7 protein-coding genes are annotated in these 16,023 nt (G+C 67.0%); 1 reads left to right on the top strand and 6 read right to left on the bottom strand.

Annotation, left to right across the window (positions count from 1 at the left end):
• Nucleotides 1–62: 62 nt before the first annotated feature.
• Nucleotides 63–1,253 carry a polysaccharide biosynthesis/export family protein gene (locus AC07M9_RS00465; RefSeq protein ID WP_494880414.1) on the top strand — a complete coding sequence of 397 codons (1,191 nt, stop codon included), beginning with the start codon at nucleotides 63–65 and terminating at the stop codon, nucleotides 1,251–1,253.
• A gap of 75 nt (nucleotides 1,254–1,328) precedes the next feature.
• Here AC07M9_RS00465 and AC07M9_RS00460 read toward each other — a convergent pair whose 3' ends face one another.
• The 6 genes from AC07M9_RS00460 to AC07M9_RS00435 all read right to left on the bottom strand — a co-directional run bounded on the left by AC07M9_RS00460 (nucleotide 1,329) and on the right by AC07M9_RS00435 (nucleotide 15,928).
• A complete protein-coding gene (locus AC07M9_RS00460) occupies nucleotides 1,329–2,696 on the bottom strand; it encodes a pectate lyase family protein (protein ID WP_494880413.1) in 1,368 nt (455 codons plus the stop codon).
• 329 nt (nucleotides 2,697–3,025) lie between these two features.
• Nucleotides 3,026–4,159, bottom strand: a complete 1,134-nt coding sequence (locus AC07M9_RS00455) for an NAD-dependent epimerase/dehydratase family protein (protein ID WP_494880411.1) — start codon at nucleotides 4,157–4,159, stop codon at nucleotides 3,026–3,028.
• A gap of 239 nt (nucleotides 4,160–4,398) precedes the next feature.
• The gene (locus AC07M9_RS00450; RefSeq protein WP_494880409.1) at nucleotides 4,399–7,833 is read right to left on the bottom strand and encodes a tetratricopeptide repeat protein; all 3,435 of its coding nucleotides are present in this window, start codon (nucleotides 7,831–7,833) and stop codon (nucleotides 4,399–4,401) included.
• A gap of 297 nt (nucleotides 7,834–8,130) precedes the next feature.
• Nucleotides 8,131–10,371 (bottom strand): glycosyltransferase family protein, encoded by a 2,241-nt coding sequence (locus AC07M9_RS00445; RefSeq protein ID WP_494880406.1) that lies wholly within the window; start codon nucleotides 10,369–10,371, stop codon nucleotides 8,131–8,133.
• Complete coding sequence (locus tag AC07M9_RS00440) at nucleotides 10,368–11,906, bottom strand: hypothetical protein (protein ID WP_494880405.1); 1,539 nt, start codon at nucleotides 11,904–11,906, stop codon at nucleotides 10,368–10,370. Before AC07M9_RS00440 ends, AC07M9_RS00445 begins: the two co-directional genes overlap by 4 nt.
• Entirely contained in the window at nucleotides 11,903–15,928 is a 4,026-nt protein-coding gene (locus tag AC07M9_RS00435; protein WP_494880403.1) for a hypothetical protein, read from the bottom strand. Before AC07M9_RS00435 ends, AC07M9_RS00440 begins: the two co-directional genes overlap by 4 nt.
• Nucleotides 15,929–16,023: the final 95 nt, after the last annotated feature.

Below are 16,023 nucleotides of genomic sequence, written 5' to 3'. Positions count from 1 at the left end.
AACGCGGGGTGCAAACGACGAGTGGATCATTGATGCCTGCTGTTGCCGATAGTTCACGGACCATGACGTTCTCCCGTTCCCGGTTGATGCTGCGCGCGGGCGCGGCACTTTGCGTGCTTGCCCTGGCCGGCTGCAACACGCTGGGCAGCAGTGGGCCTTCCACGCGCGGCATCGTGTCCGCCAAGTCGGATTCGATCGCCGCCAGCGACATCCAGGTCATCCAGGTGACCGACGCCATTGCCCGGCGGCTGGCGCAGGCCGAGCGTGCCCCCCTGTTCTCGGAGGTTCTGGGCGACGGCGTCCCCGTCGGGACGATCATCGGCCAGGGCGACGTCATCGACGTGACGATCTGGGAAGCACCGCCGGCCGCTCTGTTCGGCATGCTGGGCGGCACCACGGCGCTGACCGAGGCCACGGCCCTCGAAACGGCCAAGAGCACCGACCTGCCGCAGCAGATGGTCGACGAGCAGGGACTGGTCTCGCTCCCGTTCATCGGCAAGCTCCACGCCGCGGGCAAGACCTTCCGCCAGCTGGAAGCCGAGATCCAGGCACGGCTCAAGGGCGTCGCCAACCAGCCGCAGGTGATCGTGGGACTTGCGCGCAACGCCACGTCGAACGTCACGGTGATCGGCGAAGTCACCACCAGCGCCCGCGTCCCCCTCACCCCGCGCGGCGAGCGCCTCCTCGATGTGCTGGCAACGGCGGGCGGCGTGCGCCAGCAGGTCGACAAGGTGACCATCCAGATCACCCGCGGCTCGCAGGTCGTCTCGCTGCCGATGGATGCCGTCATCCGCGATCCGCGACAGAACGTGAGATTGAAGGGCGACGACGTCGTCACGGCGATCTTCCAGCCCTACAGCTTCGTCTCCATGGGCGCCACGGGCATCAGCACCGAAATGCCGTTCGAGGCGACCGGCATCACCCTGGCCCAGGCGCTCGGAAGGGTCGGCGGCCTGCAGGACAGCCGGGCCGACGTGAAGGGCGTCTTCATCTTCCGCCTCGAGGATCCGGCCGTACTCGGCCCCGAGTTCCAGGGCGCGCGCACCACGCCCGACGGCAAGGTTCCCGTCGTCTATCGCATCAACATGAGCGATCCGGGCAGCTTCTTCCTCGCCCAGGGCTTCCACATGCACAACCGCGACATCGTCTACGTGTCGAACGCGCCGGGCGTGGACCTCCAGAAGTTCGTGTCGATCATCACGCAGATGGCGTTCTCGATCATCAACATCACCAACTCGGTGGGCGTGAACTGACCTGACGGAAATGCCGTGTATGGCCCGTGACCCGGCGTCGCGGACCATATGCGGGCATTGCCATGCCGTCCGGGATCAACGCGGCGTCGACGCGAGCCTGCATCCCTTCAGCTTCGCGTGCGCGACCCGGATCCGCGTCCCGCCCTTGTCGAGATAGGCCTGGTCGCAGCCGGTGCCGCCATCGACAGAAAGACGATCGATCGTGACGTCCCGCGGATAGAGATCCTCGGTTCCCGGGATCGCTCCTTTCGCGATCATCAGCCCCGCCCTGTCGTCTCGCCAGGGCGAGGTAAATCCGCCGGGAAAGCGTACCGAACCTACCCCGGAAACCCGCACGTCGCGCACCGTCGCCTCGCGCACCGGTCCATAGATGACCACCCCGGCCAGTCCCGCATTGGTGATGGTGGTGTCTTCGAGCACGGCGTTGGTCAGCTTGTAGCCCCACTTCACGCCGAAGCTGAAGCTGTCCGAGATCGTCGCTCCCTTGATGCGCACGCCGTCGATGCCGTCTGCGCCGCCCACGAGGTCGATGCCCTCCCATGTCGATGCGATCCGCGTGTCGCCCTCGATCGTCAGGTCGGACGACGTGCCGCCAACGGAAAGCCCGTCGGCCTGCCAGGGGATGAAGCCCTCGGCGAACCGGGCGCCGCAGCGCGCGATCCGGGCATCGCGCAGGACGATGTGGTGCGAACGCACGATCATGACGCAGCTGATCTGCTCCTGGACACGAACGCCCTGGAAGCCCGTCTTCGTGGCGCCGTCCTGGCCGGCTAGGCGAAATTCGCGGATCGGAAGCGTGTTCCAGCCTCTCGCCGCGACGCCCGGGACGGTGAGATCAGTGTCTCCGGCATAGGGCGCCCACGTGAGATCATGCACGTTGAGACGGGTCAGCGTGATGTTACGGGATGCCGAGATGAGCAGGCCGAAGCCCTTGCCCGCCCCGGTGATTTCCACGTCGGTCATCGAAATGCTGCTGGCCTGCTCGATCCAGATGCCGGCGGCATCGGGGCGCGAGCCCGATCGCGGATCGCTTCCCTTGTCGATCGCGACGTTCTTCAGGAATACGGACAGGCTGCCATCCCGGTCGTCGGGGCGGATCAGCAGCGTGCGCACGCTCAGGTAGTCGTTCAGCTTCGCGGGGACCTCGCCCGAAATGGCCGGGTCGCCGCACGACACTATGGCATTGGGATCGCCGATCCCGGGGCACGAGCCGTGGATCAGGCTGCGCGTGTCGAACCCCGCCTGGTGCTGGGCGAGCCGCATGTTGACGAGGCACACGTTCCTGTCCGCACGCAGGGTCCCCGCGACGCTGTACGTTCGCCCCTCGCCGTCGAGGCAGAACTGGTCCGACTTCGCCAGCGCCCTGCGCAGCGCCGCCGTGTCGTCGGTGACACCGTCGCCCTGCGCGCCGAAGTCCCGGAGAGTGCGCAGGGGGGGCGGCACGACGTCCGCCCTTGCGGGCAATACGTTGCACGATGTGCCCAGGGCGAGACACGAAAGCAGCCCGATCGTCGAGCCAAGGCTTCTGCGGCGTGAAGGCGTCATCGTTGATCCTCGGGTCGGTGTGGATTGCCCTGCGACCTGCGGGAATAACGCGCAGGCCCGGGACGGTTGCCCGGACAATCGACGAGGACACCTCCGGCCACCGCGGCGACGCCCTCACCAACCCGGATCATGGAGCGCCTGCCCGCGATACCCGGCGGGCAGCATCTTGCACCGGGCCGAAAGGGAACGACGCCGGCTAATTCCATGCCGCCGCCGTTCCGCCGGGATCAGCCCATCAGGTTCCGGGCCTTCAGCTCGGCATTGGCCTTGTCCAGAAGGTCCTCCGGGATGGGCTGCGTCGCGACCCAGTCGCAGAAGCGCCGCATGCCGTCTTCCAGCGATATCCGGGGTACGAAGCCTGTCGCCGCCGCGAGGGCGGCGTTGTCGGCATAGTTGTGGCGAATGTCGCCCACGCGGTACTGCGCGGTCACATGCGGCTCGATGCTCGAGCCCATCAGGCGTGACAGCAGCTTGGCCACGTCCATGATCGAGGTCGCCTCGCCCTGGCCCACGTTGACCGTGACGCCCGAACGCACCGGCGTCTCCACGCAGCGCAGCACGGCGTTGGCGACATCCTCGACGTGGACGAAATCGCGGGTTTCCTCGCCGTCCTCGAAGACGGGCAGGGACTGGCCGAGGCGAATGCGGGTCGAGAAGATCGACAGGATCCCGGTATAGGGATTGCCGAGCGACTGCCCCTCGCCGAACACGTTCTGGAAACGCAGGATCGCATAGCCCAGCCCGAGCGCGGCCGCGCCCACGCGCACCAGGTCCTCCTGCGCGAGCTTGGTCGCCGCGTAGATGGACGCGGGCGCCAGCTTGTCGGTTTCCTGCGTGGCCGTCGCCTCGAGCGCCGATCCGCAGGCCGGGCACTTGGGCGTCCAGTCGTGGGCGGCAAGCTGCTGGGCCGATCGGCTTGCCGGGAAGCATCGCTTTCCGTCGGCGTCGCACGCGAAGCACAGGTACGCCCCCTCGCCGTAGACCGACCGGCTCGACGACAGGACGAAGTTTTCCACCGAGTGCGGCGCATTGGCGAGAATGTCGAACAGCACCGCGGTCGCCTGCACGTTGACACGGTAGTAGCGTTCGATCTCGTACATCGACTGGCCCGTGCCGGTTTCGGCCGCGAGGTGCACGACGGTATCGATACCCGCGAGGGCCTGCTCCAGGTCCGCGCGCACGGTCACATCGCCATGGATGAACTCCGCGCCCGGTGCCGCCACGAAATCGGGCTCCGCCCCGTGGATCTGGGGCGAGAGGTTGTCGAGGATGCGAACTTTGTGTCCGGCCGCCAGTGCAAGGCGAGTGAGGTGGGTGCCGATGAAGCCGGCGCCTCCGGTAATCAGGATATTCTTGGCCATTCGCGGGTACTCTTGATCCTCATATGCTGGTCATGCGCGCTCAGGCGGACGAACCGCCTGCATGGCCTGCCCGGCCAGCGAGCGAAAGGAGAAAACGGCGCCGGGGTGCCATTTCTTCCATCGTCGCAAGGCGATGCCGTCACGCTTCCGGCCGCCGCCATGCCGCCGGGCGGGGTCTTGCCGGAAGCACCGATCGTCCTGTTCGGACGGACCGGGACCGCCTTTCACCCCGCCCGGCGTCAGGCCATCTGGGTGGCCGATTGGCCGAAGGTTTCGAAATAATGCTGGTACTCCTGCAGGTAGCGCTCGTTGCGCGACCGACGCTTTCCCTTGCCGGTCCACACGAGCGATTCGTCCAAGAAGTCCCAGTCGAGAAGCGAGGCGGGAAGCTGCTTGACGATCAGTGCCGATCCGCGCGCCGACGGACTTTCGTTCATCGCTATCGTCAAGGCGATCTGGTCGAGGAACCAGGCCACGTCGCCGGTCCCGAACGCTGTCAGGATATACTCAGCCGTGCGATCGAGAAAATCCCGGGCGGCGTCGGTATCGCTCAGCAGGATGCCGCATGCGGCAACCGCAAGGTGCGGGCGCAGTGTGAAGCGGTTGCGGATGAGAACGTCGGTACCGCGGGTCAGGGCGATGCAGGAGCGAAGCTCGCCGCGCACGATATTGTCCGCGTCCATGACGTAGTACGTGCCCGGGCAGGCCCGCATGATCTCCGCCAGCCTGACGAAGCGGATCGACGCGAAGTAGGTCTTGCGGGCCTCGGCCTTGAGGCCGAACAGCTTCGTCTGCTCGAACGAGCAGCTGAAGCGGCCCGGCCCCATGATCCTTCGAGCGACGTCGGCCAGGTTGAGGGCGGCTTCGTGCGGGTTGACGATGTGAACGTGAAGCTTGGTCGACGGCGCATTCTCGACGATCGAGCCGGCGATCGCGCGCAGGTACTTCATGCAGTAGCTGGTATCCATGCACACGTAGACGGTGATACCGGCAGACGCCTCCTCGGGCAGGCTCCCATCGAGCTTGCCCATGCGAAATGCGGTGGCCCCCGGCCGTTTCGCGGCGAACTGGCCGCGCCAGAACACCCCCACCGCATCGCGTTCACGCGCCAGCGTCAGGTCCAGCGCCCGGACGGCCAGCTCCGGCATGCCCGCATGGCCGATCTCGACACCGAGCGCGCGCTCGATCTCGGCCGAGGGCGCGACTTCGAGCGCGCTGCGCAGGATGACCCTCGCCTGATCGTGCTCTCCGCTCTGCGACAGCGCATGCGCGCTCGTCAGGGCCGCCTCGACATGGCCCGGCTCGCGCGCCAGCAGGTCAGACAGGGTGCCGACGACTTCGCCGAAGCGCCGCTGGTTCGCCAGCACCTGCGCATGCATCACGACCAGCTCGGGGTTGGAAGCCTGAATTTCCGGATGCTCGTGAAACAGGGTGGCAAGCAGTTCCTCGGCTGACTGGAGATCGTAGTTCTCCAGCAGGACAAGCGCCTTCTTCCGCGTCAGCTGCGCCTTCTCGCCGCCCGCGACGAGAGCCGCGTTGAAGCTTCGAATGGCGCGGCTGAATTCACCGATGCGGAACTGGCAATCGCCGACATCCTCCATCAGCGCCGCATGGAGCGGATATCTACGCTCTATGAATGAAATCAGCGTGGCGACCACGTCGTAATGATACCCGAGCATCGCCAGCTGCAGCGCGTTGCGGCAGAAATTGGCGATGCAATCCCCAGCCGGCGCCGGCAGAGCGGCACCCGTATCGGGGATACCCAGAAACTTCTGCGCCACGCGCTGCTGGACTTCGGTGAGCACGCCCGTCCAGTCGCCCCGCTGCGCGCTCGATTGGCGAAGCACGGTGCTGCCCGGATACCAGACGCATCTCTCGCCCGCCCCCAGCCAATGGGAAAACGGCGAGCTGGGCACCATCACCAGGTTGGGAATGCCGAGGCCGCCGGCCAGGTGCGCCGTGGTGTGACCGATGCACACCACCATGTCGAGCGCGCCCATGAGATCGCATAGCCCGGCCAGATCGTCGGTGTTGTCGATCTCGTCGACCTGCAGCAGGGAAATGCCGGTGCGGGCCTCGGCCTTGGCGATGGTGTGGGCGTGATCGCCATACTGCAGGTTCACCAACGCCACGCCCGGCAGATCGAGCGAGGACAGCAGGTCGGCCAGCGCAACCGACTTGTCGTCACCCACGTAGGGATTGTTGGATGTCCAGGAAATCCCGATCAGGAACCTGGCGCGCGGCGCCTGGGCGAGAAGGTCCGCGCGCAGACCCGCGGCGCGCGGGCGATCGTGCCAGAGGTAAGGCTTCGAGGCGTCGAAGTCCTCCAGCTCGCGCCGCAGGTAGCGGGACAGCGATCCGATCGGAATCTGGCGAACCACGCCTTCCATCCATTCGCCCCGCGTCTCGCCCGGCGCCACCTGCGCGACGACCTCGATCTCGGGCATGGCGGCCCTGATGACCGGGACGAGGCGCGCTTCGACTTCCAGGATCACCTCGAGCCCGATCTCGACGAGTTCGGGCACCAGGCTGGCGTGAAGCAGGTTCTGCCCGACCCCGAAATTCACCTCGGACCAGACGAGCAGCTTCCCGGGCAGATGCGGTTCGCCGCGCCAGAGCGGGACGTCCTGCGGAACGTTGTTCAACTTGGCGAAAGTCGGGGTCGACATGCGCCCGACGTCCTGGTCGGCCGCCTCGCCGAATTCACCCATCAACATGAGCGCGCTGGCGACCCGCTTGCGAAGCAGGGGAGACTTTTCGTTGCCGACCAGCGCGCGCTTGTAGACCTCGATCGCTTCTTCGTACCGCGACAACCGCACCAGAGCATCGCCCCTCATCTGCATGAGGCGGACATTCCCGGGAAACTGCAGGAGCGCGATCGTCGATTCGGCGAGCGCGCGCTCGGGCTCGGAAATATTGAGGTAGAGCCAGGCGATGGTGCCGCCCAGTTCGGCCAGCTGCGGCGTCTCCGGCGGCGTGGCATGGCGCAGCCTGTGCGCTTCCGCCAGCGCGAGCGGCCAGTCTTCCCTGCCGATGATGGCCTTGATCTTGGCGCTGCGGGCATCGAACCGCTGGGGGTCGATGGCAATCGCGCGATCGAACAGGTCCTCCGCCTCGGCGTGGCGGTCGAGGGCCAGCAGGACCTTTCCGACCTGGGTGAGCGAATTGTAGTCGCCGACCGCCGGCAGGAGCGCCTGGGTCAAAACGATCTGCGCAGCATCGTAGTCCATCGCGGCCGCAAAGCAGCGGGCCGCGGCCAGGCTCGCCTGGAAGTCCGCGAACAGCTCGGCGCAACAGGTTCGCCCGTAGATCGCCTGAGCGCGCTTTGGCTTCCCGTCCCGGATGAACTGCGGCGCGCGCGCCAGCATCTGCAACTGGGTCTCGCTCAGAGAGGCCAGGTAGGCGTTGCCGTCAGCATCGATATCGAGGCGGATCTTGCCGTCCCCGATTTGCCCTCCGGCCCTGTTGCGCAGCCCCATCAGGACGGTGCGCCCGAAGTATTCGGCGGGTATGGTCACCGAAAACGCGATCCGGCTCTGCCCGCCCTCCTGCTGCTGCTGGGCAAGGGCCGCGTCGAAGCGATGCGCGATCCGCGCCACATCCTGCCCGTCGATGCTGAGAATGATCTCATCGGCGATGGAACGGCGAGCTGGCTTCGGCAGCCAACCCGTCAATTCACCGCACGTGGCATATCGTGAGCCACGCGCTTCCACCGAAGCATTGATTGCCCCCAGGCTCGATGCCAACATTTCACACCCGATTACAACGTGATTTCCCCAATTTCACATCATCGGGAAAACCGGCGAATTGCAACAGAATACCGGGCTAACCTGTAGAAAAAAGAGGATAACGATACACAGACCACAAAACATTCGAGGAATGCCGCGGCAGGACGTTTCGCAAACTCCGCCTGCCGTTACGCGGCGCTGGTCCGGCGCGGCGCCGAGCCCCTCGAAAAAGTGAATAGCGGGCTAGAAACCGGCCTGCAGGTTCCGCTTTTGCGCCTGTTCGAACACGTTCAGGACCTGCGCGGTCAGATTATCGAGCGCGTAATGCTCACGCACCTTTTTCTGGGCCGCCCGGACCATGTCGTAGCGGGCCTGAGGGTCGCGGAGCAGGCTTTCCAGCGCCTCGCGCCATTGCTCGGGGCCCTCCACCAGCAACCCGCAGCCATCCTCGCAGCACTGGTCGTAGGCCGTGCCCCGGCTGGCGACGACGGCGGTGCCGATCGAGGTATAGTCCACCCACTTGGTGTCCGCCTTGACGATGTTGAAAGGCGTGGGGTGGAGCGGGCACAGGCCGATGTCCCAGCGCATCTGGTGGAACTTCTCGACGAACAGGTCGTAATCGCCGATCGGCGGGAAAGCGACCGCGCGGTCGCCGAAGACCGCGAGTTCCTCGGGCATGGCCATGGAGCCGAACAGCTCGAACCGCATTTCGGGGTAGCGGGTGAGGATATCCGAGATGACCGGGATGAGGCCGGTCAGTTCCGGCGTCTTGTCGTTGCCCATGAAGCCGATCGTCCGCACCGGCCGCATTTCCGCTTCCGCCACGATGTCCCGGGAGCAGTAGATCCTGCCTGCATAGAGCTCCCGCTCGAAGCCCATCTCGACGAACCGCTCACGCAGGCGGCGGGTCGAGCAGTAGACGACGTCGGCCTGCTCGATCAGGAACCGCACGGTCGATGTGCGCTCGATCCGGTTGTGCTCGATGAACTTCTTTTCGCCCAGTTCCTTGGGAACGTGCAGGAGATCGTCGTCGATGTGGAAGACGACCGGCACATGCGCCGCCTTGAGCCGTGCGACCATGGGCTCGACGTCGGGTCCGCTGTAACGGCAGAACACGGCGATGTCCGGCTGGAACGCCTCGATCTGGGCCAGCGCGAACGCCGTTCCCCTGCCCGGGTCGCGTTCCTTGCCCTTGCCGCCCGCCTGCAGGATCTCCTTTTCGGTGAGCACCCGAACGGCCACCGCGCCCGCATCCTCGAGCGCCTTCAGCGGCTTCAGGAAGCTGATGTGAAGGGTCGGGATCACCCCGTTGGCGACAAGCAGAACGCGGGCCGGCGCCGTGCCGGACGCTCGCGTCTCGTCACGCCGGTTCTGGGCCAACAACCCCCGGACGAGGTCGAGAAGACGATCGCGAACCAGCGCCGGCGATACGTCGAGCGCCGTGCGGCGCAGGAACTTCGCCTGCCGCTCGAGGATAGGTGCGGGGTCGCGGACGGCGGCGTCCGCGAAGGCCTTCCAGTCCTCGATCGTCGTGACCGTGGTCAGGCCCGCATAGCCGGACGTGTCGATGATGGAATTGGCATCGCACCACACCGCCGTGGGGATGCGGGCCAGGACCATGTCGATGAGCACCGACGAGGGTGCGGAAATGCCGTAGGCGAACCGCTGGAGGTCGGTCTTGAACATCGGATTGTTCGCGAGGACCACGTTGTCCGGCAGCGGAATCTTGTTCTTCAGCACGAACTGCCCGCCCGGATGCGGGCGCAGGGCGACCTGGCGCCCCTCGCGCGCCTGTGCCCCGGCGAACGCGAGCAGGGTTTCCAGGTAGGTCATCTGGAAGCTGCCCGTGGTGCGCATGCGCACCGAGTGCAGGTTCTCGCAGATCAGGCCGGTCTGCAGCCCCGCCATCGGCAGGCTTCGGTCGATCAGGCGGTTGAGGACCAGCGGGGGACCCAGCTCGAAATACTTGTCGCGTTCCGACGGGCACAGGTGCCGCATCTGCTCCACCGGCGCCCACCCGCACACGACGTCGGCGGCAAAGCGGACCGCCGAGCCATGCGCCAGCGTCTGCTCGCGGTTCTGGTTGAAGCCCACGCATTCATGCCCGTGCTGGACGGTGATCCGGGTGAAGGCCGGGGGCGCGGCGAGAAACACGTTATGGTTGGTCGCATGTGCCGGCAGGTTCGATTCGCTTGCCGAGAACAGCAGGCCGCTCGAGCCCTGGAGATGCTGGTACGCGGCGAACGGACTGTCGAACCCGGCCAGCCGCGCTCCGGCATGGTCCGCGAGTTCCTCCAGTTCGGCATACCACACCCCCGACTTGTCCCGCCGGGTGAAGGGTCCCGACACCAGCAGGGTCAGGGAAAGATCGGTTTCCGCGGCCAGGATGCGCACGATGGGGCGCAGGACGCTGACGTCCTGGATGAGATCGAACAGGAAAACCGCGCAAGGAGCGCGGCCTGGATCGGACGGATAAGCGCTCATTCGGCGGCGACCGCCTGGGCGACGGTTGCACGCAGGCCCATCAGCGGGGCTTCCTTTTCCGAGCGGGTCAGCACCATGTCCTCGAGAATCTGTCCGACGAGGTCTTCACTCGCCTTCATGACGTTCACGTAATGCAGGATGCGCCCGGAGCGATTCTCGATCATGCCGGGGCGCAGGTGCCGCATGACGTGGGCGGCGGGAACGTCCGGGATTTCCATCTGTCCGACATAGCGTCCGAGCGGGTCGGCGATTTCCTGGATCCTGGCGCGCCATTCGGGACGCACGGACTTCAGCCCCTCGCGCGAGAAGCGGATGTGGAGGTGCTGGCCGCCGTCGACAAAGCCGATGCTCACGTCGAAGGAGCGCTGCAACACGGTGAACGGGCTCGCGATCGATAACCATCCCAGCTTCTGGCACAGCGCGTGCACCGCGGCCGACGAGTCCCGCCCGTGCAGGATCGCCCGCGCGAAGCGATTGCTGGGCCTGGAATGCGAGGGCCTGCGCCGGGCCGGCTCGAGCTCGCGCATGAACGTGTTCAGCCGCGCGGCCTCGGTGGCGGGATCGGCGAGATCGTCCATCTGCCTTCCCAGGGCCTCGATGGTGGCCGGCCCCAGCTTGAGCTGCCCCCCGGCGAGGTCGTCGATAAGGCTTTCCGGATCGGAGTAGATGAAAGCCCCCAGCCCGCCGTAGAGCTGGTAGCCGGTCGAAAGCACCTGGGTGCCGCCGGTCAGGGCGGAGACGCCCCGGTTCAGCGATTTGGCGATGCTGAAATTCTGGAAATTCACCGGGATGAAGGATACGAGCGCCTCGTCCAGATACCGGCGTTCGGCCTCCTCGCTCCATTCCTCGACGGTCACGGGCAACGGAAGGTTGCGCAGGCGAGCGAGATTCTCGACCTTGAGCGCCCGCAAGTTCGTCAGGACCCTGAGCCTGACGTCGAAGCCGCGCTCGGAGAAGCTGCGCAGCGACGAGCCGAACGCGGCGAGGTCGGCAAGGCCCACGGGGAAGACCGGATTATCGCCGTTGCCGAACCAGAGCACGTCGAACCTGCGCGACGACAGGGCCCGTTCCGCCTTCGCCTGGAGACGGAGCGCCAGAGCCTCCTTGTCGAATGCATCGAACGGATCGTTGAGCACGTGGACCGGCATGTCGGGCGCGAACTCGCGGCCGACCTGGCGCATGCGCGGGGTCGAGCACAGGAAAAAGTCAGCACGGTCCGCCATGTCGCGCAGCGTCTCGCGATGCGTGAGGCAGGGGCCCGTCCGCGTGCTGAAATAGTCGTCGAACAGGTCGATGCCGACGATCGCGCCCCGCTCCCGCAGGACTTCCGCGACCGCGAGCCCCCGCGCATCGGTGCATTTGCTGAGGATGACGACATCCGCGCCGACCCGGTCGCGGTCCAGCTGGGCACCGATCACGTCGACCGCCAGCGAACTGCCGAGCGGAAGCAGGTGCGGCGCGATCCGGCGATACCGGATGCGAACCCCTGCACGGTCGAGCCATTGCTCGCCTTGTACGAGCACCTGAATCTTCACCGATGCAGTTCCCTGATGACCGTCACCTGGTCGAGCAATGGCTGCCAGGCGGCGACGCGCATCGCCCGGTCGGAAATCGCATCCGGGAAATCGGCGTTGAATTCTTCCCGTGTGCTCGAGGCCCTGATGAGCGTCGTGCAATAATGGATGAATTCACGGGTGCCCGCCCTGTACCCGAAATCGAGGTCGAACCTTGCCACCGGGAAGCGCGCCGCGTCGAGGCCGCCGAGCGCGTTCCAGGCTTCGACGGGCACGATGCAGCATTTGAGCTGGTTGGCCGCCACCGGATACGTCGCCGCCGGAAGCGCCCGGGCCACGTCGAACTGCGAGACTTCGAACAACGGGTCCGCGTAAAGGCCCATGCGGGTGGGGAAATAGCCCGCCGAATGCACGCTGGGTTCCATCCCCTCGCGCTCGGTCACGATCGCACATGCCGCCGAACCGACGCCGGGCTGCATCGCCGTCGCGAGGAGGGCGGCGACCGTCCGGGGATCGAACAGCACGACCTCGGGATCGAGCAGCAGGAGATACGGCCCCTGTGCCAGGGCAGCGGCCGCGTTGAGCCGCGCGGCGCGCGTCGCGCCCTTGCTGAGGCTGCGGCGCAGGGGGCCGGCGAACGCCGCCGCATGGTGGTCTGCCGCCGTGCCCTCCCCTGGCAGACCGTCCTCGCCGCAGGCCAGGATCACCTCCAGCCGGGAGGCCAAGTCCTGGGATGCCAGCGACGCCACCAGCTGTTCGGGCAGGGACGTGCCGGCAGGAAGGTCGATGATCGCCGTGACCAGCGGCTCCGGACCGTCGGAAGCCTGGCCCGTCCTCGGCGCCAGCGGCAAGTCCTGGTCGGGCGACACGGGCATCAAGGCGTCGATCTGCCACGCGAGCGGATTGTAGAAACGCACCGCGAGCGGGGCGGCGATGGCGCCGCCGCCTTCTTGTCCCGCGTCGCTCGCATCCGAAAGAAGCAGCGGAACCTGCGCCGGCAGGTCGGGATGCTGGAGGCGCGCCATGGCCACCGAGGGGACGGGCATGCAGACCTGGGCATTGGGGGTCAGCGACGCCGCGTCGACCACGCAGTAGCTCGTGGCCGCCCCCTGGGTCCCGATACGCCGCGACACCAAGCTGTAGAGCGACGGCAGGCAATCCGCCGGCAGCTGAAGGGTCGCGCCTCCGGCGTCGCGGGCGGCCGCCGCCTCGCCCTGGTCCTCGCGGTTCAGGCGCTGCGCAAGATCGGACATCGCGCCGTCCTCCCGGCCGCCGACCGCGCTTGCCCGGACACCGTACTGGGCGGTGAGCGCACCCATGATGTCCTGGCGGAAGATGGGCTCGATGCCGGTGGCGCCGCGCAGGTCGACGGCGATGCGGCCGACCGACCGGCTCGCCGGGGCCTGCGGCCAGCCATAGTGTTCGAGCGCCAGCCCGTGGCAATAGTCGGACAGCGAACTGACGTAGCCGGGGGCCGCCTCCACGCAGGCGAGTTCGCCGTAATGGAACCCTCCGCGCACCAGCGACGGGAACGGCAGGACCACCGCATGCCGCACGGCCGCGTCGTCATCGCTGACGATCAACAGCAACCCGAGCAGCTGGTTTTCGATCTTCACGTCGATCATGTCGGACGCCGTGCCGGCCAGCAGCCCTTCGCCGCAGCATGCCAGCTCGCCCGCGAGCGAGAACTGGTAGGCCCGCACGACACCCGGACCGCCGAGCCTCCCGCAGTCCATCCGGATCCGCATCAGGGCTTCTCCGGCGAACCACACGTCCGCCAGCAGGTCGATCCCGAGACCGGCCCGCGTCAGATATTCGTGCGCCTCGCAAACGGCGTCGCCCTGCTCCGGCGAAGCACCGCCGACGTGGAGGGAGCGGGCGCCTTCGGACAAGTCCTCCCGCAGCGCGGTGAAGAGCCGGATCCTTTCGAGCGTGGTTTTCGAGGGGCCGGGTCCGGCCAGTCCGATCACCTGCGAGCCGATGGCCACCGCGGTCGCATCGGTGCGCCCCGAAAGCTCCGCCTGCGTCAGCCAGGCACGGGACGCGGCGAGGTCGGTCCATTGCGTGCCGCGCGCCTTCCAGGCGACTTCGAACTCGCTCTGCGCGGCGACCGCCTTGACCGCCGCCTTTTCCGGCACCGGCGATCCCGCAGCGGAGCGGGGCGCACTGAACACCGCCTCGCCCGAAGGGCGCTTGACCAGCGAGCGCGACAGGCGCCCCTCGTCCAGGCCATACTCCAGATAGTGAAGCAGGGGGTTCAGCCCGGCTTCACGGATATCGGGGTATTGATCGAGATACCACTTGCTGTTGAACTCTTCGCTCGGATGACGGCCCTCCGCGCCTCCCAGCCGGATGAAGTGATCGAGCGGGTCCAGGCCCGCCGCCACGATGTCGGGGTAGCGGGTCTTGTACCATTCCGCGTCGAACAGCGCGCTTCGCCCCAGGATTTCGCGTGCCTTGCGCCGCTGCGCCGCGTCCCGTCTCGCCTTGGCGGAGAACGCCATGCGCGGGGACAGCCCGCCCGCCAGCAGGTCGTGAGCCCAGCCCTGCTTGAGCCGGCCCTTGGGCGCGCTCGCGATCAGCGCCGCATCGCGCTCGATCCGGCTCCGCATCTGCGCCAGGGTGACATCGCGGGCCACCAGGCTTTCGCGCAGCTTTTCGATCGTCTCCGAACGATTCTGCAGATTGTCGCGGAGCTTGCGGACGACCGCGTTGCGCTCGACGATGTTCGCCTGCATGTCGGCGATCGCTTCCATGTGGGCCGAGACGATCTCGGCCTCGTGGGCTATCGCCAGCGTGCCCAGCCTGGTGATTTCGGCATCGTTCGCGGAAAGCCGGCCGCGCAGGGCCTCCATTTCGTCGGTCAGCTGCAGGATGGATCGCTGGAATGCGCCATTCTGCTCGGCCAGTCGTTCGCGGGCCAGCTGGTTGGAGGAGAATATCCGCGCCCAGCGGTCCTCGCTGCGCTGCGCCTCGTCGCTGCGAACTGCCGCCGCTTCGCTTTTCAACTGCGCCAGTTCGGCGTCATGCGCCGCGCGCATCGCCTCGAGACTGGCCGCGTGGTCGGCCTGCGCGTGCTGCAGGGCCGCGTTCAGTTGCGCAAGCTCGGCCTTGTGCTGGCCGTGCAGGCTCGCTTCCGCTTCCGAGCGCCCTTCGCGCACTTGCGCCTCGAACTGGTCGATCTGGGCGAGGAGATTGGAGACGCTGGCCTGGTTTCGCCGCAATTCCTCGCCCAGGGCGATCATCGCGTCCAGCGGTCGGCCGAGATGGTCCATGGCGCTGTCGAAAGCGGCGTGGACGTCGTCCAGCCGCTGCTGGCCTTCCGGCGTTTCGCCCGCCGCCGACCAGTCCCGGAAGACCGTCCGGGCCGCGGCGATCCAGCTGCGGTCGCCCGGCACCTTGGCCGGGCTGCCCGAAACATCGGCCGCCCGTTCTTCGAGAAACTGGCCTATGTCGTTGCGAACGCGCGGGGAAAATGCCGGCCAGGCGACGCCGGTCGCCCGGGAGATGCCTGTCACGACGCCTTCGAAATCGTCGAACAGCGAGGCCAGCTGGACGTGGGAACGCGCCATCCCCCGCGTCGCGCGCTCGGCCTCGACATGATTGCGCAGCCACAGCAGGCGGGCGATGTCGGGATGCAGCCCATGCGCGGCCTGCAGGTCGCGCGCGACATCTTCGGGCTCGCGGTACAGCGCGACGACCGCCGGAGTGACGAGGCACGCCTTCAGGACGTCCTGCCAGAACGGCAGCAGACGCGCGATGCGCGGATCATTGAGGACGAAGAACGGGGATTCCTGGAACTCCGCTTCCACGAGCGCGATCGCGCGCGCCCTGAAACCCGCCATGCGCGTCGAGGCATACCAGTCCGCATTGACCGGGTCGGGCGACTTCCATCCCGTTCCGGCCGAGGCGAGTATTTCGTCGTTGAGGGCGACGAAGGCCAGCTGCTCGCAATGGCCCTCGACCGCGCTCCCCGCAGAATTGCCGGGCTTGCGTATCGTGCGCGGCAGGTCCGCACCCAGCAGGTGCAGAACGTGAGCCAAAGTCGCCCCGCCCCCGGAGTGCATCCCGGTTATCAGCAGGCAAATTCGCTGCTGCGAGCCGCCGGTGTTTTCTGCATCACTTCTGGAAGACATTG

The organism is Novosphingobium sp. GW821-FHT09E05, assembly GCF_059416165.1.
Note: the sequence above shows the minus strand (reverse complement) of the source record. Positions and strands in the feature narration are given on the sequence as shown.

What these genes read in the sequence shown, in the direction of transcription:
- AC07M9_RS00465 (WP_494880414.1), top strand. Translation starts at nt 63, where the DNA reads ATGACGTTCTCCCGTTCCCGGTTGATGCTGCGCGCGGGCGCGGCACTT.
- AC07M9_RS00455 (WP_494880411.1), bottom strand. Translation starts at nt 4,159, where the DNA reads ATGGCCAAGAATATCCTGATTACCGGAGGCGCCGGCTTCATCGGCACC.
- AC07M9_RS00445 (WP_494880406.1), bottom strand. Translation starts at nt 10,371, where the DNA reads ATGAGCGCTTATCCGTCCGATCCAGGCCGCGCTCCTTGCGCGGTTTTC.